This is a genomic window from Vicinamibacterales bacterium, assembly GCA_036012125.1.
GTDB lineage: Bacteria > Acidobacteriota > Vicinamibacteria > Vicinamibacterales > UBA823 > UBA11600.
In genome coordinates this window covers 117,097-139,218 of record DASCOS010000009.1, presented here as the reverse complement: position 1 = coordinate 139,218, position 22,122 = coordinate 117,097, and the positions used below count along the sequence as shown (strand labels likewise).

Below are 22,122 nucleotides of genomic sequence, written 5' to 3'. Positions count from 1 at the left end.
GTGTTATTGAGACAGGCACATTAGATGGATGCAATGAACATTCGGGAGATGGTGAAGCAGGCTCAACAGATGCAAGAGCGTCTGCAGAAGCAGATGGCGGAGACGCGGGTCGAGGCAAGCGCTGGTGGTGGCATGGTCACGGTTGTGATGAATGGATCAAAACAGATTGTATCTGTGAAGATCGATCCCGAAATTGTCTTGAGAAATGACGTTGAAATGCTGCAGGACCTTATTGTAGCTGCCATTAACGATGCCCATCGTAAGGCAGACGCCAAACTGGCAGGTCAAATGGGTAGCCTCAAGATTCCTGGGTTGACTGGATGACCGAGCTTGACTCACTCGCGAAGTTGATGGTGCAGTTGCAGCGTCTACCTGGTATCGGTGCCAGGAGTGCGCAACGACTGGCGTTTCACTTCCTTAAGAACCCTCGCAGTCAGGTGGAGGAGCTTTGCGAAGCGCTTCGTGAGGTTAAGGACCGAATTACGTATTGCTCGGTGTGCAGCAACATTACCGATGTAGATCCCTGCTACTACTGCACGCACCCAAGCCGTGATCAATGCCTCATTTGTGTTGTTGAAGAGCCCCACAATGTCACTGCGGTCGAAAAGAGTGGTGAGTTTAAAGGGGTTTACCACGTACTGCTGGGTGCGTTGTCGCCACTGCAGGGTATTGGCCCGGACGACCTGAAAATTAAGGAGTTATTAACTCGAGTAAGCGATAGCAAAGTTAATGAAGTTATTTTGGCCACCAATCCCAATGTAGAGGGGGAAGCCACGGCTATCTATCTTGCAAAGCTCCTCAAACCGCTTGATGTACGAATCACACGTATCGCCATGGGAGTGCCAGTGGGCAGCGACCTTGAGTACGCCGATGAAGTTACAATGCACAAGGCGATAGAGGGACGTCAAGAGTTGTAGGGTGTAGAGGTGCCGTGTACTCTCACCACCGTAACTGTTCGAGATTGCCCACCTAGAAAATCTTCTTCAGTACTGCCGCAGTCGCCGATGCTGCCGCCGCCAAAGTTGGGCTGCTTAGTTGGTCGCGGAGCCGTTGAAAGCCGACCTCGTCATCGACGTCGTACCACGACTGGACCAATTCTACGGTTGTTCGCGCTTGCTCGGCCGCAGCGATGGTGTCGGACAGAGTCCACGGTGTACTCCATCTAATGTTTGAGAAAAGATCCGGAATGGACGCCGTGGCATCGTCGCGACTCAAGCCGACAAGATAGTACCCTCCGTCCTCAGCCGGGCCGAGCACCACGCATCTTGGTCTGTCGAGTCTGCGAAAGGCATCTTCCAGGATGCGACCTGGAAGTGATGGCAGATCTGACCCGATGATGACAACCCGGCGGAAGCCCTCTTTAAAGAGATCTTCGAATAGGGTGCGCTCGCGGGTCGCCAGATCGTGGCCTCGTTGCAGTAATAACTCGTCGGGACTAAGTCCCATCAGTTCGAAGTCACTGGCATTGCCCTCAGGTGTATACGCCAACCGTAGGGTGACGTCCGATAGGGACCGGCAAACACGCATCTGATCGACGATGAAGGCGGTGTAGAGGTCCACCCGAGCCCTTGTGTCGGGGACCGCTTCGGCTAGACGCGTCTTAACTTTACTTGGGTGGGCTGGTGAGCGGGCCATGATTGCGACAACTGAGCCCTCAGCACTCGCTCCCCTTAAGGTGGGCTTTTCTGGCATTTGTGGAATCGTATAGTTGCAGGTATGCGGATGCCGCTTACATAATCTAGGATGATGTTTCCAGGCTCCTTACACCAGCCACTCGCCACCATTCTACTTGTTGGGGGTCTCCTGACGTGCTTTCTTGGATACCGTCTATTCCGTTTCGTGCTTGCTGGGTTCGGGCTATTTTTCGGCGCGATTGGCGTAGTGTGGATGATTGGTAGCACCGACTTGATGGCACTGGTGGTAGCGGTGCTTGCGGGGGCGTTAGTCGGCGGATTGATGTTCTTCGCTGTTTATTACGTGGGTGTTGCAATTATCGGGGCTGGATTGGGCGCGACCTTTGTCTACCTTCTGTGGATTCAACGCGCTGACGATCCCCATGCATTGTTGGTTATTCTTTTTTCCATCGTTGGGGCTTTTGCCGCTCTCTTGGTGCAGCGCTACGTGCTAATCATTGGCACTGCCTTTGGCGGTGCTTGGACGAGCCTTGTCGGCGGTCTAGCGTTGACCGGTCGGGAGGACGCTGTGATGGCGGTGAGCAACCTAGGTGCGTGGTTCAGCTATCCGCTCGATATCGTAGCTGCAAGGCATGAGGCATTACTGGGTGGTTGGCTAGTGGTTGGCCTGCTTGGCTTCGTTGTACAGCTGAGGAAGACTAGAAGGGCGCTTGACGGTCGCCGAAAATGACCGACGTGGGCACCCCCTTCGGATTGACCCGCCTAGCATGGTTTCGGTACCATTGGGTGTTCAACGGGGCAATGGGGTGTGAAATGTACACGCTGTCGCTACGTAGGAATACTGGGGATCCTCAGTAGCTCAACGGCAGAGCATCCGGCTGTTAACCGGAGGGTTGTAGGTTCGAATCCTACCTGAGGAGCCAACTTTGGAGCGGCCATTTCAATCGTAACCTCTCAACAGAGTGCCTACCGCTGCGGGAATAAGATTTTTCGGGCTTCAAATCGAACTTCCAATACAAGAGCAGAACCGTAGGTCCAGGGAAGTTAGTATAATGCTGGCGCTTGTAGCGTGATGTGGCAAAGTCGGTACATACCCTCCGTGCTGATTCTCGGCGCCTCTGTATTGCTTGTCGGCGTTGCCATAGATGCTTGCTCTTTTGACGCTACAGCGAGCCCCGACCAGCCAATCGCGTTTTCTCATCGGCTTCATGTTGAAAACCAGATTGACTGCTCGTATTGCCACGAATACTACGATCGATACGCCGTCGCTGGTATTCCGCGCGTGAGTGTTTGCGTTGACTGCCACGAGTTTATGGAGCCGGTTGAACCGAATCCAGACTTGGACCGCATTTTTGAGTTCGCCGACGCCGGACAAGAGATTCCTTGGGTGCGTTTGTACGAACTGCCGCAATATACCCACTTCAACCATAAGTGGCACATTCAAGCAGAGATTGAGTGCCAAACGTGCCACGGAGATATCGGCGCCAGTGACCGGGCAACACGCCACATGGTCTACGACATGGATTGGTGCCTTAGCTGCCATGAGTCCCAAGAGGCTTCGGTAGATTGTGTGACCTGCCACAAATGAAACGACGAGAATTTCTTAAGAGTTCGGTCGTCGCAGGGACGGCCGGTGTACTGCTCGATGCGTGCGCGCCTCCGGGTTCTGAGCAAATTATCCCGCTCTTAATCCCCGAGGAACGATTTGTTCCTGGGGTGGAGGAGTTTCATGCGGCTACCTGTTTTGAGTGTCCGGGTGGCTGCGGGCTTCTCGCTCGGAAGATCGACGGCCGTCTTGTCAAGGTCGAGGGCAACCCGGCGCATCCGATTTCGAAGGGTGGAAGCTGTGCACGCGGGCAGGCATTGCCGCAAGCGATGTATCACCCCGATCGCCTGCAGTCACCTCTTGTCCGTGAAGGTGAGCGAGGCAAGGGGCGCTGGACCGAGATTGCATGGGACGATGCATTGGAACGCTTGGTCACGGAGTTGATACCACTCCGAACGGAAAGTTCGGGACTGGCCTTTTTGACTGGGCAACTTCGTGGTCACCGGTGGGAGCTTGTAAGGCGGTTCGTAGCGGCGTTCGGCGGAGCGCATCATTGGTTGCATGAGCCATTCGGCGACGACTTGGTGCGACGCGCTAGTGAGTTGACTTTGGGAATTGAGGCTTTTCAGACTCACGATGTTGAACATGCGAATTACGTTCTGACATTTGGTGCGGCACTGGTAGAAGCGTCGCGATCACCAGTGCGCTTTGGGCGAGGTTTCGGCCACCTCCGTCGTGGTCGACCTGGTCAGCGCGGCAAACTGGTTGCAATTGGCCCACATCTATCCGTGACTGCCGCACACGCCGATGAGTGGCTGCCGGCGCGGCCTGGAACTGACGCAGCCCTGGTGCTGGGTATTGCACATACGCTAATACGTGACGAACTCTACAATAAGGTATTTGTGGATGAGCGCACGGAGGGCTTTGAGGCGTTCCGTGAACGCGTGTTGGAAGCATTCGCACCGGAGACAGTCTCGGTAGCAACTGGTGTTCCTACCGAGCAGATCGAGCGGATAGCCCGAGAGATGGCAGAGTACGGTCCGGCGGTAGCGATTGCAGGCGATGCTGCTGTGACTGGCCCGAATGGCTTAGCGACAGCGGTGGCTGTTACCCATCTCAACGCGCTGGTGGGCGCGTTTGGTCGCGAGGGCGGCATCCATTTTGATCCACCGCCACCGTTCGCGCCGTACCCTGTTCTTGACGAGCCGTTTGTGTTGAGAGAACCGACGCCGTTGGCCAATGTCCTTTCTGACCCGACGATTGACGTCAAAGCACTGTTGGTAGCTGGCACAAATCCGCTGTTTACGTTGCCTGCCGCGTCGGGAGTGTCTGACCTTTTTTCCAACATTCCGTTCATTGCTAGCTTCGGTTCATTTCCAGATGAAACGTCTCAGTGGGCTGACTTACTGCTGCCAGAATCAACAGTGTTCGAGCGATTCGATGATGATGTGCCGGCGCCAGGGGTCGGTAAATCGATGGCTTCGCTGTCGGGACCTATGTTCGTGAGGCCACTCTACGACACGCGCGCAATGCCAGATGTGCTCCTACAGATTGGGCAGCGATTGGGCGACGACATGGCGGTCGCGCTGCCGTGGGAGTCTTATGAAGCGGCGCTTCAAGCCGCGTGGAGTGGGCTGCACGATTCTCAGCGTGGGTCAATTGTTGAGACTAGCGCTAACCGCTTTTGGCGGAGTGCGCTCGAATCGGGTGGGTGGTGGGATGACTCCATGCCCGCTCAGAGCCAATTCGCGACGACCAGCAACCGTTACCGATTTGATGTGGCACCCTTGCGGGCGGGAGTTGGTGCGGCGCCAGAGACTTCGACCGAAAGACCGTTCCTATTGCATGTCTATCCGTCACTTGCTTTTGGTGATGGCCGGAGTGCGCACCTGCCGTTTCTCCAGGAACTTGCTGACCCGATGACTGACACGCGGTGGGGTTCGGTTGTCGAGGTGAGTGTGCCTGCGGCTGAGGAGTACGGAATTGCTAATGGCGATCCGTTACTCGTTAGCTCGGCGCAAGGCGAACTTGTCGCTCGTGCGCGGGTCATGCCGGGACTTCGCCCTGAGGTCGTGGCTATGGCGGTCGGGCAAGGGCACACCAGCTACGGACGGTACGCGACAGACCGAGGTGCGAATCCCTTGGCCCTGCTTCCGCCACCAGGTCCAGTCGATGGTTCAGGAGTAGCACTAGTGGGAACCGCCGTTAGTATCCGGAAGGCGCCTGAGGTTCTAGCAGCACTTCCGCGTGCGGCGCAATCGCTCAAGGTGTAAGGAAGGAACCGGGATGGCAAAGTGGGGAATGGCGATTGACATTGATCGTTGCGATGGGTGCAACGCTTGTGTGGTGGCATGTCGAACCGAGAACAATGTTCCAACCGCCGGGCCGGAGCAGGCTGAGAACGGACGAGCGATCGAATGGATCAGGGTCGAGCGTCACGTTGAGGGAGAATTTCCCAATGTTCGCGTCCGGTTCGTTCCTGTGATGTGTGTCCATTGCGACGAAGCGCCTTGTGTGAAAGTCTGTCCCGTTTCCGCGACTTACGAGACCCCGGATGGTTTAAATGCCCAGATTCACCCTCGCTGCATTGGTACGCGGGCTTGCGGACAGGCTTGTCCTTACACGGTTCGTTACTTCAACTGGGGTGAGCCGTCGTGGGAAGCGCCACTTGAGCAAACGATCAATCCCGATGTGGCGGTGCGCTGGAAGGGCATTATGGAGAAGTGCACTTTTTGTGTTCAGCGCATCCGACGTACAAACGACCAAGCGAGGGATGAGGAACGCGAGATCCGTGATGGTGAGGTGAAGCCGGCATGTGCCCAGGCGTGTCCGGCTCAGGCGATTGTCTTTGGTGATCGTGAGGATCCTGAGAGTGCCGTGTCGAAGCTGTCGGAGAGTCCTCGTGCCGAACGCCCTCTCGAAGAGCTCGGCACCGGGCCTCGGGTGGTCTATTTGAAGGAAGGAGGCTGGGGTGACGGCTTCAGGCCGGGATCGAACGATTGAGGATTCGCTTCTTCGCCCCGTTTTTGAGACCGGCCGAGGGGTCTGGATCACCGTAGGTCTCCTCGTTGCAGTCATCGCCTACGGTGGTTATCAGTGGTTGCTTCAATTACAAGACGGCATGGTGATCGCCGGTATGAATCAGCCTGTCTATTGGGGTCTCTACATCACCAATTATGTCTTCTTCATCGGTATCAGCCATGCCGGCACTTTGATTTCAGCGATTCTTCGTCTGACGGATGCAGAATGGCGCCGTCCGATCACTAGGGCGGCGGAGGCGATCACGGTCTTCGCGCTGCTGATGGGCTCGAGTAATGTGCTTTGGCATTTGGGTCGCCCTGAACTCATCTACGTCCCGTTACTGTCTCCGCAACCGTTGTCACCGCTTATATGGGACGTGGTGTGTATTTCGGTGTATTTGTTGGGAAGCATTACCTACCTGTATCTGCCGCTCATACCCGACCTGGCGATTCTTCGTGACCGGAGCCCCAGACTCCGCTGGTTCTATCGCCTTTTAGCACTTGGTTGGCAGGGAACAAGTCGGCAGCATCAGCTTCTTGAACGAGCAATCGGTGTTATGGCTGTGGCGATTATTCCGATTGCAGTCTCTGTTCACACCGTTGTGTCGTGGGTGTTTGCGATGAGTCTCGTGCCGATGTGGCACAGTGCTATCTTTGGTCCTTACTTTGTTGTTGGTGCGATTTTCTCCGGCATTGCCGCCCTTCTCATCGCGATGGCGATACTTCGTAAGACATTCCACCTGGAGGCATTCTTCCGGCCGATCCACTTCAACAATCTCGGTCTGTTGATGTTGACGATGGCCTGTCTCTGGTTCTATTTTACGTTTGCAGAACACCTAACGGTCTGGTACGGCAACGAACCCGACGAGATCGCGGTGCTCAATGCTAGGCTGTATGGACCGTTTTCAACCGCGTTCTGGTCGATGATCACCTGCTGCTTCATAATTCCTCTCGGTATTCTCTCGTTTAAGAGAACTCGAACGGTGATCGGAACAGTTGTAGCCTCGTGCGCAGTGGTTATCGGTATGTGGCTTGAGCGCTATATCATTGTCATAAGCTCAGCCTCCTATCCACGTTCGGAGACGATGTGGGACGGGGGAGTGTATACACCATCGCTTGTGGAAATTAGTTTGACGGCAGCAGAGTTTGCGGCTTTCGTGCTGCTATATATCGTCTTTGCGAAACTATTCCCACTTGTGTCAATTTGGGAGATTAAGGAAGGCGATGAGCGTGACATTGACGCCGTTACAGACATACTTGAGCTTGAGTCTCCAGGTGGTCGTGCGAAAGCCTGATTAATCCCTGTGTTATCATCCCTAATCTTTGATGGCCGGGTGCCTGATACTTAGGAGTGTGGGGGCAAAGACAGTGAAGCGTAAGTTATTGTTGATTGTGTTAGCCGCGTTTGTCGGGACGGCGTCGCTAGTGGTGGCGGCGGTTCAGGATGGCTGGGATGTTCCTGAGGATGCGAAGGCGGTTGAGAGCCCCTTTGCAGCCGATGATGAGGTTATTGCAGAAGGCGCAACGCTCTATCAGCGGAACTGCCGTATGTGTCACGGCGAATCTGGTAAGGGTGACGGACCAGCAACTGCCCGGATCAAGCCGGCCCCGCCGGACATTACTACTGCCGAGGCTCAGGATCGGATGAGCGATGGCGAAATGTTTTATAAGATCACAGTCGGTAAGCGTCCCATGCGCGAGTTTGAAAGCAAGCTGAGCGAAGACGAGCGCTGGAACATGGTGCATTTTTTGCGCACCTTACGGGCTGGATAGCGTGTTTACGTCGGTCGTCGGTGGCCGAGGCGGGACAAGCGGGTCCCGCCTGAGCTTTGTACGGCCCTTCTCTTTGGCACCGGCGGTATAATTCCCACCCCACCTTGGGGTTTACAGTTAACGTTCTTTAGTTGGCCGAAGTATGGCTGCGACGATACGTTATGGGCTTAGGCATGGTCCTACGGCCGGCCCGAGGTTTTAGAGGAGGTTTGTTATGTCGCGTCGGGGCACGATTGGGCGAAGAGGCTTTCTCCGGGCGGCGCCAGCCGCGTTAGCGTCAGGTTTACTGGCGCGATCGGCGGTTGGTCAGAGTGAGGTCGAGCCAATTCCGCCATCGTCGATTGATGGAGCCGAAGCACTGTCCGGCTTGGAATTCACACCGGCCGAAAGGACAATGATGCAAGAGGGGTTGGAGAGGAACCGCCAGCGTTTTCAAGCCCTGCGGGAATTCGATATCCCTCACGACATTGAGCCAGCGGTAACTTTTCGTCCGAAATTGCTTGGGCGTACACCGACCGGTTCAGCTACCCCAAATGCACCGCTATCCTTACCGACGCCGGTGTTCGTCAGTGTTAGTGACTCCGTTGAGGACCTGGCGTTCGAGTCCGTCTGGACCTTGGCCGATTTACTGAAGCGCCGGATAGTGTCGTCGACGGCGTTGACGAGGATGTACCTGGACCGTCTCAAGCGCCACGGAGACACGTTGAAATGTGTCGTCACTCTTACCGAGACGTTAGCACTGCAGCAGGCCCAGCAAGCGGATATGGAAATATTACAAGGGCGTTATCGTGGGCCGTTACACGGAGTGCCGTGGGGTGCGAAGGACTTGTTAGCTACCAAGGGCATCCGGACGACTTGGGGTGCGAAGCCATATGAGGACCAGGTCATTGACCTTGATGCAACGGTAGTAGAACGGCTCCGCGATGCGGGCGCCGTTTTAGTGGCCAAGTTATCGATGGGCGCCCTGGCACAGGGTGGTGTTTGGTTCGGGGGTTCGACCAGAAATCCGTGGAACCTTGAGCGGAGTTCGTCTGGTTCGTCGGCCGGACCCGGTGCTGCAACAGCCGCCGGGTTAGTCGGTTTTTCGATTGGTACCGAGACGCGAGGCTCGATCATCTCACCTTCGGCCGCGTGTGGTGTCACCGGCCTCCGCCCGACGTATGGCCGTGTCAGCCGGTACGGTGCAATGGCGCTCAGTTGGACGATGGATAAGATTGGTCCCATGTGTCGGTCAGCTGAGGACTGCGCTCTTGTGTTTAACGCGATCTATGGACCGGATGGACGCGATGAAACCGTTGTCGACGCAGGATTCGAGTGGGAATCCGATCTCTCGTTCGCTGGTTTACGCATTGGATATCTTCGTGAGGAGTTTGAGGTGCCATCCGATAACCTCTCGGACGAGCAGCGCGCGCGATGGGAGGCTCAGCGGGTGTCGTTAGCAGCGGCGCTGGAGGCACTGCGAGGAGTCGGCGCGGATCTCGAGCCGATTCAGTTACCAGATTTTCCAAGCGATTCGATCGGATTTGTGTTGACGGCTGAGGCCGCAGCGTCATTTGATGATTTGACGCGCAGTCGTGGGATTGATCAACTCACTTCACAGAGTTCGCGATCTTGGCCGAACACTTTCCGTACGTCCCGATTCATTCCGGCGGTCGAGTATATCCGAGCACAGCGAGCACGGACGCTACTGATGGAGAAGATGGAGGAACTGATGGCTGACTATGACCTGTTTGTCTCACCATCACGTAGCGCGAGTCTTGGCATTACGAACCTGACTGGCCATCCAGCGATTGCTGTTAAGGCCGGGTTTGCTGAGGGGATGCCTGTGTCGCTAATGTTCACTGGGCGGCTATATGATGAGGCAACGATTCTGCGTGCCGCCTCGGCTTTTGAGCGTGCTACTCCCTGGCATGCGCAGCACCCGACGGTCTGACAAAGAATAGGCGAACTGATGAGGTTAATGAACCGGGCCTGGTGGGCCAATCTGAAAGGACACCTATGCGTATTATGAAACTGGCAATTATCAGTCTTAGTGTCTGTTTTCTAGTTCTCGAAGCGTCAGCCTTTCAGGCCGGCAAGCGAGTCATCACGCGAGACACATCGTCTAATGCGCCGTTCAGCCCAGCCGTTGCAGCTGGTGATTTCATCTATCTGTCGGGCACGTTAGCACGCGGTGAGGGCATTCGCGAACAGACGCGCGGTGTTTTGTCCAACCTTGGCGAAGTGCTTGAACTTGCTGGTGCCGACTACACTCGCGTGGCGGCCGTGACAGTGTATCTTCGCAACACGAGCGATTTTCAGGGAATGAATGAGATTTTTCGAGAGTACTTTCCGTCCGAACCACCTACGCGCACAACGGTCCAGACTGACCTGGTTCGTGAAGACGCATTGGTTGAGATGTCGATGATTGCTATTCGTCCAGGTGCGGAGCGAACGGTGCTTCAACCGGAGGGGTGGCCTACCGGCACGGCCCCATACAGCTACGGTATCAAGTCGGGCGATACAGTCTTCCTCGCCGGTATCCTAGGGCGGGACTACAGTAGTGCTAACTCGAGTGTCGGTAGTGACATTCAGGCGGAAACGCGCGCTATCTTTGAGAACGCTAGGCAGATTCTAGCCGCTGCCGGCATGTCTCTTAACGATGTCGTTGCGTCGCGTGTCTACATCACCGACACCACCTTGTTCCGCGATATGAATACTTCCTACAGTGCGCACTTCCCTGAAATTCCACCGGCACGTGCGACTGTACGGGCCAATCTCATGGGCGATCAATATCACTTGGAGATCACATTGATCGCTGTCGCTGGGGCGAAGACACGGATTACTCGACCTAACGCTGACGGCACACTTGGTCGCGAGAGTCCTGTGCTGAGCCACGCCGTGCGGGTGGGGAACCGACTCTACCTGTCAGGCATGCTTGGAGTAAGTGATGAGACGCGCACTGATACACAAGCACAGGCGCGGCAGACGCTGGCCACGATCGGACGGACGCTTGATGCCGCAGGATTCGGTATTGATGATCTGGTTGATGGTGTTATTTACCTCACGGACATGAGCGAGTGGGGAGAGATGAACGTGGCTTATCGAGAGGCGATCACCGGTAATTTTCCTGCTCGTGCTGCAGTGGGCACAGGGCTTATGAGTGGTGATGGTCGCGTTGAGATCATGTTCACGGCCGTTAGATAGGTTGCGAGACATATGGTCGTTACGGTCCAGCATCGGCTTGAGACCTCTGGACAGGGAGACGCGCACGACCTTACACCTGTATTGACGGCGGCCTTGGTCGATGCCGGCTTAGTGGAGGGCATTGCCACGGTGGCTGTCGTGGGTTCGACTGCGGCGATCACAACGCTAGAGTTCGAACCTGGTGTCATCCGCGATCTTAGCGGGGTCTGCGAGCGGTTCGCACCGCGAGCGGGAGATTACGCGCACCATCTCCACTGGGGGGATGATAACGGGTCTAGCCATGTCCGTGCCGCCCTGTTCGGACCATCGGTAACCATTCCGTTTACCGATCGGTCATTGACGCTCGGTACCTGGCAGCAGGTGACACTCGTGGAGTTTGACACCGGGCCCCGCCAGCGCGAGGTTGTTATCCAGCTGATGGGAGACTGAGTCCTGGGGTAGGAGTAGCTCTTCATGTTCGAGACATCACGCGAGGTTGAGGTAACTCGAGTTCGGGCCGGCGTTCGCGATGCTCTCCGCGACCACGCCGCGACTGAAGAGCCGATGGAGGTCAGAATCCATGGTGAGCCATTCGCCGTAATTATGCGGACCCCAGGGCGTGATCACGACCTTGCGGCGGGATTTCTCCTTTCAGAACAGGTCGTGCGAGGGCCGGACGAGATCGGTCTGATTCGTCACTGCGCGGCTCCTGAAACTCCCGAATTGAAGAATGTCGTGGACGTTACCTTACAAGGGAAACCTGCTGTGGAACGGATCCGAGAACGTCGACAAGTAGTGACTAGCTCGTCTTGCGGTCTCTGCGGTCGTGTCACCTTGGACTCATTACACGCCCAGATACCTAGCCTTGACGATGCCTGGGAGGTCGCCGGCGCCTCGGTTCTAGCTTGGCCCCGGCGGCTTCGCGAGGCCCAGGATGCCTTTGAGAGGACGGGTGGAATGCATGCCGCCGGGCTTTTCGACGCGTCGGACACATTGGTTGATGTTGCGGAGGACGTGGGTCGTCACAATGCCGTCGACAAAATCGTTGGGCGAATGCTGCTGCTGGAGCGATTACCGCTCTCGTCCTGCGGTCTGGCCGTAAGCGGGCGGGCGTCGTTTGAGATTGTTCAGAAGGCGCTGCTGGCTCGCATTCCGCTTGTGGCGGCCGTGTCGGCTCCATCCACACTCGCGATCGAGTTGGCCGAAGAGTCTGGTGTCACACTTCTTGGCTTCGTTCGTGATGGTGGCTACAACATCTATTCACATCCTAGGCGAGTTGTTTCAGTCTAAGGGCCGTGATCATTGTTCAAGTGGTAATCCGATGCTCTTTTCTTGTAGCTTAAACTCGGGACGTGCCCCAGTAGCTATCCGTCTGGTTTACTAGAGTAGGTAAGCAATGAAGAACACCGTAGACAAGTGGGACGATTTCGCCAACTCCGGTTGGATGAGTCAGTGGCGGCCACCACTCTTTCTTTTGGCTTTCATGGCAACGCTGAACTCGTTCGGCACCATTGCTCAGGTGGAAGCTGGGGCAATAGTCCAGGAAGACGAATCTCGAGGGGAGGATGCAGTCAGGATCTGGGAGGAACCACTCACATTACCAACCTACCGCGTTGACCCGCCCGATCACAATCCAATGTTCTTTCGCAACGAGGTCTACCAGGGTGCCAAGAAGAAGGTCTACCCCTACCCGTTACAAGACAAAGTGACCAGAATTCTTGAGACCAAGACCTATACGGCCGTGCATCTAGAAAACGAGTACGTTGCACTCACTGTCCTGCCAGAACTGGGTGGTCGGTTGTTTACGGCGACCGACAAGACTAACAATTACGATTTTTTCTACCGGCAGAACGTCGTTAAGCCAGCGCTCATCGGTATGTTAGGTGCTTGGATTTCTGGAGGCATCGAGTGGTGCGTCTTTCACCATCATCGCAACACAACCTTCATGCCAGTCGACTACACGCTTGAGGCACACGCCGACGGGAGCAAGACTGTCTGGGTCGGCGAAACCGAGCGGCGGCACAGAATGCGCTGGATTATCGGTCTGACTCTATACCCGGGCCGGTCATACATCGAGGCGACGGTGAAACTATTCAACAGGACCGCACAGGCCCACTCGATCCTCTACTGGGCTAATGTAGCGGTGCACGCCAGCGACGACTACGAGGTATTGTTTCCACCGAGTGTGCAGGTCGCAACCTATCACTCAAAGAACGAGTTTATCCACTGGCCGGTCGGGCAAGGTGCTTATCAAGGGATCGATTACGAGGGTGTCGACCTGAGCCGTTGGCCAAACCATCCTGAACCGACCTCGTTTTTTGCTTGGAATCTGGCCGAAGATTTCTCAGGTGGGTACGATCACGGTAAAGACGCAGGCGTTGTACACGTTGGCAACCACCACATCGTGGCTGGGACAAAACTCTGGGAATGGGGTCCAGGCCCTCGTGGGCGGCTTTGGGATCAAATTCTGACTGATGAAGACGGACCGTATGCTGAACTAATGGTTGGTGGCCTTTCGGATAACCAACCTGATTACAGTTGGATTAAGCCCCATGAGGTGAAGACCTTCACGCACCACTGGTATCCAGTGCAGGAAATCGGTGGTTTCACGAAGGCAAATCTTGAGGCGGCGGTAAACCTTGAGGTCTCATCGGAGTCCGTGCAACTCGGGTTTAACTCCACCACCCACGTCAAGGATGCTCGGGTTTCGCTGGTGGCCAAGACCAGAACGCTGCTTGATAGCCGGGTAGTTATTGGGCCTGGCGTTCCCTTTACCGCGACCGTTGACCTACCAACTGGCGTGAAGGCTACTGACGTGGAAGCGACGCTTTTTGATGCAGAGGACCGTGCCCTGATCAGCGATCGTCCGAGACAGGCTGTTGCGCTTCCGGAACTTCCCGAACCCGTTGAGCCGCCGGTCGCGCCTGAGGATATCGCAACTGTAGACGAGTTATACCTTACGGGTCTCCGACTTCAGCAGGGGCACAGCCCAGTTATACCGCCTGAGCCTTACTACGAAGAAGCACTTCGGCGTGACCCAAACGACGTGCGGGTAAACACGATTGTCGGTACGAATCTGAATAAGCGAGGACTCTTTCAAGAAGCTGAACGCTATCTGCGAACGGCACTGAAACGGTTAACGAGTGGTTATGTCAGGCTGGGTGATACTGATGCAGAGTATCAACTTGGCTTGGCACTTCGTGGACAGGGGCGGTTCGGTGAGGCTTACGAGCAATTCTATCGAGCCTCTTGGGATGCAGCATTTCACTCGGCGGCCTTCTATCAATTAGCTGAGCTTTCGATGCGTGAGGGAGAATGGGGCCGCGCGTTGAACGAAATCAAGCAGTCGCTATCCACGAACACAAACGACACTAAATCACTTGGAATAGAGGCTGTCGTTCTCCGAAAGCTCGGCCGTATAGATGAGGCGCTCGTGGCAACGTCTCGTGCGCTAGTAATTGACCCGATGGACACGTTCGCCCTTAATGAGCGCCTTCTGACACTTCGAGTAGCCAATGCTAACGTTGAAGCGGCTACTGCTCTCGATGCACTTACACGCACGTTACGTGATGATGCTCAGACGTATCTGGAGCTCGCTACTGACTACGGTAACGTCACGCTTTGGGGAGAAGCGATTAAGGTGCTGGAGCGTCTTGTGGAGCGCGAGGTGATTTTTTCTAGTTCTTATCCGATGGTGCACTACTACCTCGGCTATTTCCATGGCCAGTCTGATAATAAGACTGAGGCCGTTACCAGTTACCAGCGGGCCGCCGGAATGCCGGCCGAATACGGTTTTCCGTTCAGACTGGAAAGTATTGAGGTGTTGGAGGCCGCACTCAGCGCACATCCTGACGACCATAGGGCCCATTATTATCTAGGCAACCTGCTCTACGAGATCCAACCCGAGCTGGCGATCAGTCACTGGGAGAAGTCGCGCGATCTCTTCAACGGTTTTTCAACTTCTTACCGGAACCTCGGGTGGGCCTATTATCGAACGCGGGGCAATCTCACAGCGGCAATCGAGAGTTACGAGCGAGCAGTCGCGCTTGACCGAAATGACACGCGGCTCTACGTTGAACTTGACGAACTGTATCAGGCCGCAAACGTGCCAATCGATACGCGCCTCCATATGGTTTCGGTCAATCACGAGGTCCTTGAGCGGCGAAGCGATAGTCTCCTTCGGGCGCTCATGGTGCAGGTGTTGGCAGGTGACTACGGAACAGCCATTAGGACTCTTGAAGCAAACCAGTTCTTTGTGGCCGAAGGCGGTGGGCGCGTGCACGGCGTGTTTGTGGACGCGCATCTCTTACGCGGGTTAGCCCGGTTAAAGGGCGGGCAGGCTCGTGAGGCGTTGGCTGACTTTGAGCGGGCCTCTGAGTACCCCGAGAATTTATCAGTCGCGCGGCCTAGGAACGACCGGCGTGCTTCTCAGGTGGCCTATTACACTGCTCTTGCGCATCACGCGTTGGGGGAGACTGAGCGATCTTCCGAGTATTTCCGGCGCGCAGCGGATCAACCTGGCACCGAGCGCTGGCCAGACACGTGGACCTATCAGGCGCTTTCGCTTGAGAGATTGGGTTACGCTGATGAGGCACGGGAAAAGCTTGAGGCGGTGGTCAATGCGGCCGAGATTCAGCTCGCAGAGACCAGAGATGATGTAAATTTTTTCGCCAAGTTCGGGAGTCGCGCTTCCGAGGCCACTCTTCGTGCAAGGGCTCTTTCGATGCTTGGGTTCGCACAGCAAGCGCTCGGTAGGACGGAGGAGGCCAGAACGAGCTTTGGGCGTGCAGTTGAACTCGATGTGTCGCAGGTGTGGGCGCAGTACTATTTCATCTCGCTTCCCTAAACGGACACTGGCGCGTACTACTCTTAGCAGGTCACGTTTTGCGTACAGGCAACCCCCGACGCATGATTGTTGTTTTGGTCGCACTGCTTTGTGCTGGCATCCAGTCGGGTGCTGTATCGGGGCAGCCTGAGGCAGGTAACTTCTTGCTCGATACGACTACCCTGACGATTCCACAGGTTGACTACGAGCCGGCCATTTACTATCGCGATGGTGATCCCTATCCACACCTCGATTTGCAGAAGGTGGATCGGCATCGTGTTATTCGTAAGGAACATGTCGCTGTTGTGATGGAGAACCAATATGTCAAGCTGACTTTACTGCCAGAAATGGGACGAGTCTATTCGTTAATCTACAAGCCAACTGGAAATGAAACGCTCTGGCAGAACGATGTCGCAACGGTTGGTGGAGCTTCGAATGACACCGGCTGGTGGCTCTGGATCGGTGGCATCGAATACACGTTACCCGGTGACGAACACGGCACCACGTGGGCAATGCCATGGGCCTGGGAGATTATTGAAGACTCCTCTTATCGGAAGGCCATCCGGATGCGAGTCCGTGAGCCGGCCACCGGCCTTGAGGAGTCGCTAGACATCGCCATTGTGCCTGGGAAAGCCTACTTCACTGCGCGGGTTCAGATAAGGAATCCAACAAGCACGACAGTTGAGTACGCACATTGGGTCAACCCACAGTGGGCCCCAGGTGGTGAGAACGGATTGACCGATCATACTGAGTTCATCATTCCGACAGAACGTATTCTCATCGAGAAACGCTGGCAAGAAAATCTTGGGCCGAGCCCTCAGGTATGGGATGGAAATCCCCTCCGGTTTATCCAAGGCTGGAGCCGGATGGGTGATTTGATGGCTGAAGGGTTGACGTCCGGGTTCTATAGTGCCTACTCACACGACGCTGATGAAGGGATCGTTCGGGTATTCGACCCCGAAAAGACACCCGGCGTCGACGTTTGGACCTATGGCTTTAGGCCGCAACGAATTCCGATGGGCTCGGGGGCGTCGAATGCTGGATATGTCGAGATGTGGGGCGGGACAAGTCCAACTTATCCAGACGCTCGCCAACCCCTCGAACCGGGCGCTTCCATCCAGTGGACCGAGTGGATGTATCCGTATCAACGGACGCGTGGACTCGACTACGCCGACGAAAACGTAGCGATCAATTTCCAGGTTGTTTCCGATGCGCGTCGGGTAGTCGTTGGGCTTTGTCCGTCTGGTGATTGGTCAGGATCTGTGGAATTGTGGCGGGGTTCTGATCTCGGTCTAGCGGATGAGCGAGAGCCCCTGCGACACTGGGAGGTTACGGCCAATCCGGAGCGACCATTTTTCCAAACGCCGAACCTTCAAGAACTAGTTGTTTCGGAATTTGATGATCTCCGCTTACGAGTGGGCTCGAATCGGAGCGGGTGGATAGTCATAGACTAAAGTGTTTCCGGTATGTCCAACGGTCTCCGAGTAGCGATCCCTTCCTCAGGCAGTGCGTTGTGGGCTGCGTGGATCGCCCATCTCTACACGGCAATAGGCGCCGTATTGGCGCTATTTGCAGTTCAAGCGTTCGCGGTTGGTGATCCGCGTGAGGGATTTTTGTGGCTTTATGCCACGGTCGTCATCGACGCGAGTGATGGCTGGTTTGCGCGCCGTCTGGCTGTTGACCGACGTGTTCCAGCACTCGACGGTGCACTATTGGACAACATTATTGACTACCTGACGTTTGTGTTTGTACCAGCTTGGGTCATATCGTTTGAAGCGGTAGTGCCTACGGGTTGGGGAATACCGCTGGCCAGCGCGATGCTTCTGAGCAGCGCCTACGGTTTCAGCCATCGCGAGGCGAAGAGCGTTGACCATTTCTTTCGAGGATTCCCATCCTACTGGAACATCGTGACGTTCTATCTGTACACTCTCGGTGCGCCGACTGTGGTCAATGGACTCATCGTTGCCGTGCTATGCACGTGTGTGTTTGTACCGGTTGGGTTCTTGCACCCGGCGAGGACTCCAACGCTGCGGGGTTTGACGCTAGCCGCTAGCGTCGTTTGGGCTGCACTGCTTCTTGTGCTGGCTTGGTCCTTCGATGGCACTCCTGACTCCCTGGCGGTGTGGTCACTCCTTTTTCCTTTGTATTATGTGGGACTATCGTTTGTGCTGTATGCGCGACGCGATCCAGCCGTCCAGAGACCAGTGGGGCTTTAGGTGTTTGAGCAGAGCGTTGGCGTGTTGCGCAGGTAGAAGGGACCTAACCTGACTCTTCTAGGGTCTAATGCTGCTTGACATTGCTATCGTTCCCGTTAATCTTTCATTGCGAATCACAGTGTATGCGAAATGATGTGGAGATTCGTTATCCAAACCTAATGCATCGTCAGCTTTGCCAAGTTGTCGCGTTACGTTTTCAACACGCCACGGTGGAGATTCCTCAGTGACGTTGTTATCCCCATCGCATAGTAGGGTAATTCCCGCTGCATCGTTTGCGAACCAGGTCGTTGTCTTTACCGGCCGACTTGCATCATTAAGTCGCAAAGAGGCGTGCGTGTTGGTCCAACGGCTCGGCGGCAAGACTGCCGATGAGGTGAACTCCCGCACGACTATGCTCGTGGTTGGTGAGGGTGTTTCAGAGCGGTCGGGTTCTTTCCAGGTCAAACATCAGGAACCATCTCGTGGTAGCGAGAGCAAGAAACTCAAAAAGGCTGAGGAAGTGAATGCTCGGAGACCTGGGAAGGTACATATTCTCACCGAAACGGACTTTTGTGGTCTGGGAGGGCTACCCGCGCCTGAGGTGCCGGGGCATCAACTCTACAGTGTTCGTGAAATCCGAGAGCTATATCCGACAGTTCGTGATGATCATCTCCGTTATCTTGAGAAGTGGCGACTTATTGGCTCTGTAACCCGAACCAACGCAGATCGCTATTACGAGTTTCCCGACCTTGCCGTCATCAAGCAAGTGAGCGTTGAGCTCAGTGAGGCGAAGCCATTTCGCGCGATCGTCCGCTCTCTTGTTTCCCAGCGGGAGGGGCAGCTCACATTTGATTTTCAGCTTGGCCGGAACAGTTCGGCGCAGCCTGCCAAGGTGGTGACGTTGCAGGTGCAAAGTAAACCAACCTTGCCTGATCTTAGGCAGATCAAACCAGGAGCTATGGATTGCCAGTCGGATCTGGCCGCCCGATATTTCAGTGAGGGAGCTGATTTGGACGAGGGTGACGCGGAACAGCAGGAGCGAGCAATTGTCGCCTATCGGCAGGCGCTTGCGCTCGACCCGTCATTGGTACCGGCGCTGGTGAATCTTGCGAATCTACACTACGCCCGCGACGAACTCATTGAAGCTTTGGCACTCTATGAGCGTGCGATTCATTTGGAACCGGATTGTTTCGAAGCATATTTTAATCTGGGAAATATCCAACACGATCTCGGTAGATTTGGAGACGCGCGCGACTGTTATCAATTGGCGGTGCGACTTAATCCCAGCCATGCGGACACACACTTCTACCTGGCGGTAACTCTAGAAAAGTTGGGCCGTTCCAAGGACGCTCGTCCGCACTGGCAGCTGTATCAGCAGCTGGTGCCAGATGGTGAGTGGGTCGCGCTGGCTAAGGAATTCTCAGAATAGGGTCTTGGGCGGCAGGTTTAAATCACCGAGCTGTCAGGTCAACGCTAACTATTAAGTGTTCCCGTTGGTGTCAGGCTTTCTTCTTGGAGCCCGCCGCACCTTAAACAATTTACACTCAGCGCACCAGGCCTCGGGATTGAAGTCTGTCATGCCAGTAAACGGAAGAACGTCTCGGTGTGAACAGTAGCTGGGTTCATCACCATCTGGCATCGTATGCCAACGGCATGAACGGAAACGCAAGATGGGGGAACCACCCTCGGTTTGCGAAACTGATTCAGATTTTTCGTTTCTCGATGCCGACTCGACTGGTCCGGTGTGTGGGTAGTCACTCATGAGTGCCGGTGTTGGTAGATTGCTCCCCAGTTAGCAGAGAACATTATCCTTGCACCTCTCTGGGCTGAAATGCTCACGCTGGAGTTTCGCAGTGTTGATCGCAAGTAGGCTAACGAGCGCGGAATGTGATGATGCCACGCGCCGGGTCGTATGGTGATACACCGATAGTCACCCGGTCTCCCGGCACGACTCTGATTCGGAAGCGTCTCATGCGGCCGCTTAGCTGGGCGAGTACTTCGTGCCCCGCGTCACACTCTACTCGATAAAGTCCGCCACTGTGTACTGCAACGACCGTTCCTTGAACGTCGATTAAGTCCTCTTTGCTCAAACGTGAATCCCTTCCGCCGAGTAGTGTCCCACAAGCTGACGCATCTGTGCAACGTCAGTCAGAGCCATGGTCACGTATGTATTTGCTTCGACCAGGACACTAAATGGTCCTACTGTCACCGTAAGGCACAGCTGCATTAGAATCTAAGACTGTGGCAAGCACATCGTGGCTGTTCGCCCGATATCCCACCGGTAGCGTATGCTAACAGAGTTGATGTAGAAAGCACCGAGGCTGTTTTTCTGGTTCCCATTTCTTGAAATTGGCCCGCGCCGTCGGCATTGCTCAGTGGATGCTAGAGGTGGAAGGACTCACGGTCGTCCGTATGGAGGTTGCATCGAGGTGTTGTTGCTCATATACGTTGTTTTGATCACGTTTCAGATCTGGGCCATAGTCGACTGTTTGCGTTTGCGGTCGCGCTTATGGTGGGTGCTGGGGATTTTGTTTTTTGGACCGATTGGGGCTCTAGCGTATGTGTTTAGTGAGCTTCGCCGTGGACGCCAGTTCGGGCAGACCTCGACCATTGAGACGGTTCCACGCAATCCTCGAATCGACGAGCTCCAATCGCTACTTCTTTCGAATCCGGCACCTGGTCTCTTTGTTGAGCTAGGTGACCTACAGGTAAGCGAAGGAGATCACCAGTCTGCTGCTGAAGCCTACCGTCGGTCGCTGGAGGCCGACCCGGAGAGCGTATATGCCCGCTACCATTTCGGCCTAGCGTTGGCGGCGCAGGGTCGACACGCGGAGGCGGTCGAGGCATTGCGGAAGGTATACGCTGATGACCCGAAGTACGATTACGGTGAAGCGGCAGAGAGACTGGCTGACGCGTTGTTGGCTGCCGGGCAGGATAGTGAAGCGCTGGAACAATATGCTTCTGTTGTTAGTGCGTGGGCCCGCGCACGCCCAAAATTTTATTGGGGATTGCTGCTCGACAAAATGGGACGGAAGGCCGAGGCAAAGTCCGTCATGCAGGAGATTGTTGACCAGGAAGATGCTGTTCCAGATTACCTCCGGTCCGGAGAGTCGCCTTGGATCAAACAGGCGCGGCGTTACCTTGATGGATGGCCACCTGAAACTCTGTTCAACTCATAACCTGAGCGAAGGCCGTTTACGGATGGCTTTTCTACTTGAACGAAACGCCGATACTGAGTACCACCAGCCGCATTCGCGGCAGTGCCGGTAGCTTGTCCGTCCCGCCTTGGGGACTGATACCGTAGAAGCGAAGGTCCAATGAGAACCCGAGGTGATCTCTTGCAAACCACCGTCCACCACCACCATAGTTGATCGTTCTAAACCGCCGGTCGTCTCGCTCGGCCTCAGATGAGCCCACGTTAAAGGTAGAGGCGCCGAGACCGCCGCTCATGTAACTCCAACCGCTCGTGCCGCTGAAGTTGAGTGAGAGTTGTGGCGCGATTGTGGTGAACTTTGTCCGGATAACCGGCAGGTCAGGGTTGCTTGTGATTTCCTCAGAAGTTGGTGATCGCCTGCCTTGAGAAAACAGTGTCTGGACACCGACACCGAAGGTGATGGTCTTCCACTTCACCGGGTAAACGTGCCCGCCGACGTCGACACCGAGTCCCCATGATGGAAGTTGCAGAACCGACAGTTTCCGTTGGCTTGCTAGGACCTCGTTCTGGCCGAGTCTCGGCATGGCGGCGCGGAGGTCGACCGCAAACGGCCCCACGGTCACTGGGTCCTGCGCGTGCGCGTCGGGAGCCATGGTCATACACAAGAGCACAAAAAGGCTACATGTGAAACCAAGACGACAATCACGGAGCATGCCCCAGTATACAAGCCGGCCCGGATGACTGGCCGATTGTAGATGGTACAGTTCGATACTCGCTGCCACGACTTTAGTAAGGCTATACTGACGCTGC

Annotated in this window: 20 protein-coding genes and 1 tRNA gene; 18 read left to right on the top strand and 3 right to left on the bottom strand. The window is 55.5% G+C overall.

The features are described 5' to 3' along the window. Positions 1–33 precede the first annotated feature (33 nt). Positions 34–324, top strand: a complete 291-nt coding sequence (locus tag QGH09_03490) for a YbaB/EbfC family nucleoid-associated protein (GenBank protein ID HJO17249.1) — start codon at positions 34–36, stop codon at positions 322–324. Next, the gene (gene recR / locus QGH09_03485) at positions 321–917 is read left to right on the top strand and encodes a recombination mediator RecR (protein HJO17248.1); all 597 of its coding nucleotides are present in this window, start codon (positions 321–323) and stop codon (positions 915–917) included. Before QGH09_03490 ends, recR begins: the two co-directional genes overlap by 4 nt. 52 nt (positions 918–969) lie before the next feature. Here recR and QGH09_03480 read toward each other — a convergent pair whose 3' ends face one another. Next, positions 970–1,692: a TIGR04282 family arsenosugar biosynthesis glycosyltransferase gene (locus QGH09_03480; protein ID HJO17247.1), complete on the bottom strand. Its 723-nt coding sequence runs from the start codon at positions 1,690–1,692 to the stop codon at positions 970–972. Between the two features lie 51 nt (positions 1,693–1,743). On the opposite strand from QGH09_03480, the gene QGH09_03475 reads away from it, so the two are divergent. From QGH09_03475 to QGH09_03405, 15 genes are all read left to right on the top strand, one after another. Continuing rightward, complete coding sequence (locus QGH09_03475) at positions 1,744–2,364, top strand: DUF4203 domain-containing protein (protein ID HJO17246.1); 621 nt, start codon at positions 1,744–1,746, stop codon at positions 2,362–2,364. Between the two features lie 118 nt (positions 2,365–2,482). After that, positions 2,483–2,557: transfer RNA gene (locus QGH09_03470), tRNA-Asn, on the top strand. Between the two features lie 149 nt (positions 2,558–2,706). Continuing rightward, positions 2,707–3,222 (top strand): cytochrome c3 family protein, encoded by a 516-nt coding sequence (locus QGH09_03465; protein ID HJO17245.1) that lies wholly within the window; start codon positions 2,707–2,709, stop codon positions 3,220–3,222. Continuing rightward, on the top strand, positions 3,219–5,453 hold the full coding sequence (locus QGH09_03460) for a molybdopterin-dependent oxidoreductase (protein ID HJO17244.1): 2,235 nt from the start codon (positions 3,219–3,221) through the stop codon (positions 5,451–5,453). Before QGH09_03465 ends, QGH09_03460 begins: the two co-directional genes overlap by 4 nt. A gap of 13 nt (positions 5,454–5,466) precedes the next feature. Next, positions 5,467–6,183, top strand: coding sequence for a 4Fe-4S dicluster domain-containing protein (locus QGH09_03455; GenBank protein ID HJO17243.1), 717 nt, complete (start codon positions 5,467–5,469; stop codon positions 6,181–6,183). Continuing rightward, entirely contained in the window at positions 6,152–7,495 is a 1,344-nt protein-coding gene (nrfD, locus tag QGH09_03450; GenBank protein ID HJO17242.1) for an NrfD/PsrC family molybdoenzyme membrane anchor subunit, read from the top strand. Before QGH09_03455 ends, nrfD begins: the two co-directional genes overlap by 32 nt. 73 nt (positions 7,496–7,568) lie before the next feature. Then, positions 7,569–7,973, top strand: a complete 405-nt coding sequence (locus QGH09_03445; protein HJO17241.1) for a cytochrome c — start codon at positions 7,569–7,571, stop codon at positions 7,971–7,973. Positions 7,974–8,187: 214 nt separating this feature from the next. Next, positions 8,188–9,906, top strand: coding sequence for an amidase (locus tag QGH09_03440; GenBank protein ID HJO17240.1), 1,719 nt, complete (start codon positions 8,188–8,190; stop codon positions 9,904–9,906). A gap of 65 nt (positions 9,907–9,971) precedes the next feature. Continuing rightward, the gene (locus QGH09_03435) at positions 9,972–11,159 is read left to right on the top strand and encodes a RidA family protein (protein ID HJO17239.1); all 1,188 of its coding nucleotides are present in this window, start codon (positions 9,972–9,974) and stop codon (positions 11,157–11,159) included. Positions 11,160–11,171: 12 nt separating this feature from the next. Next, the gene (locus tag QGH09_03430; GenBank protein ID HJO17238.1) at positions 11,172–11,588 is read left to right on the top strand and encodes a secondary thiamine-phosphate synthase enzyme YjbQ; all 417 of its coding nucleotides are present in this window, start codon (positions 11,172–11,174) and stop codon (positions 11,586–11,588) included. Between the two features lie 24 nt (positions 11,589–11,612). Further along, entirely contained in the window at positions 11,613–12,428 is an 816-nt protein-coding gene (gene fdhD / locus QGH09_03425) for a formate dehydrogenase accessory sulfurtransferase FdhD (protein ID HJO17237.1), read from the top strand. A 106-nt stretch (positions 12,429–12,534) separates the two neighbouring features. Beyond that, on the top strand, positions 12,535–15,984 hold the full coding sequence (locus QGH09_03420; GenBank protein ID HJO17236.1) for a DUF5107 domain-containing protein: 3,450 nt from the start codon (positions 12,535–12,537) through the stop codon (positions 15,982–15,984). A 62-nt stretch (positions 15,985–16,046) separates the two neighbouring features. Beyond that, positions 16,047–17,417, top strand: a complete 1,371-nt coding sequence (locus QGH09_03415) for a DUF5107 domain-containing protein (GenBank protein ID HJO17235.1) — start codon at positions 16,047–16,049, stop codon at positions 17,415–17,417. Between the two features lie 12 nt (positions 17,418–17,429). Next, positions 17,430–18,179, top strand: coding sequence for a hypothetical protein (locus tag QGH09_03410; protein ID HJO17234.1), 750 nt, complete (start codon positions 17,430–17,432; stop codon positions 18,177–18,179). A 223-nt stretch (positions 18,180–18,402) separates the two neighbouring features. Continuing rightward, positions 18,403–19,587: a tetratricopeptide repeat protein gene (locus QGH09_03405; GenBank protein ID HJO17233.1), complete on the top strand. Its 1,185-nt coding sequence runs from the start codon at positions 18,403–18,405 to the stop codon at positions 19,585–19,587. 442 nt (positions 19,588–20,029) lie between these two features. Here the strand turns inward: QGH09_03405 and infA are convergent, their stop codons facing one another. Further along, positions 20,030–20,248, bottom strand: a complete 219-nt coding sequence (gene infA, locus QGH09_03400) for a translation initiation factor IF-1 (GenBank protein HJO17232.1) — start codon at positions 20,246–20,248, stop codon at positions 20,030–20,032. 339 nt (positions 20,249–20,587) lie between these two features. Between infA and QGH09_03395 the strand changes: the two genes are divergently transcribed. Next, positions 20,588–21,337: a tetratricopeptide repeat protein gene (locus QGH09_03395; GenBank protein HJO17231.1), complete on the top strand. Its 750-nt coding sequence runs from the start codon at positions 20,588–20,590 to the stop codon at positions 21,335–21,337. Between the two features lie 31 nt (positions 21,338–21,368). On the opposite strand, the gene QGH09_03390 is transcribed toward QGH09_03395, so the two are convergent. Continuing rightward, the gene (locus tag QGH09_03390; GenBank protein HJO17230.1) at positions 21,369–22,025 is read right to left on the bottom strand and encodes a hypothetical protein; all 657 of its coding nucleotides are present in this window, start codon (positions 22,023–22,025) and stop codon (positions 21,369–21,371) included. Positions 22,026–22,122: the final 97 nt, after the last annotated feature.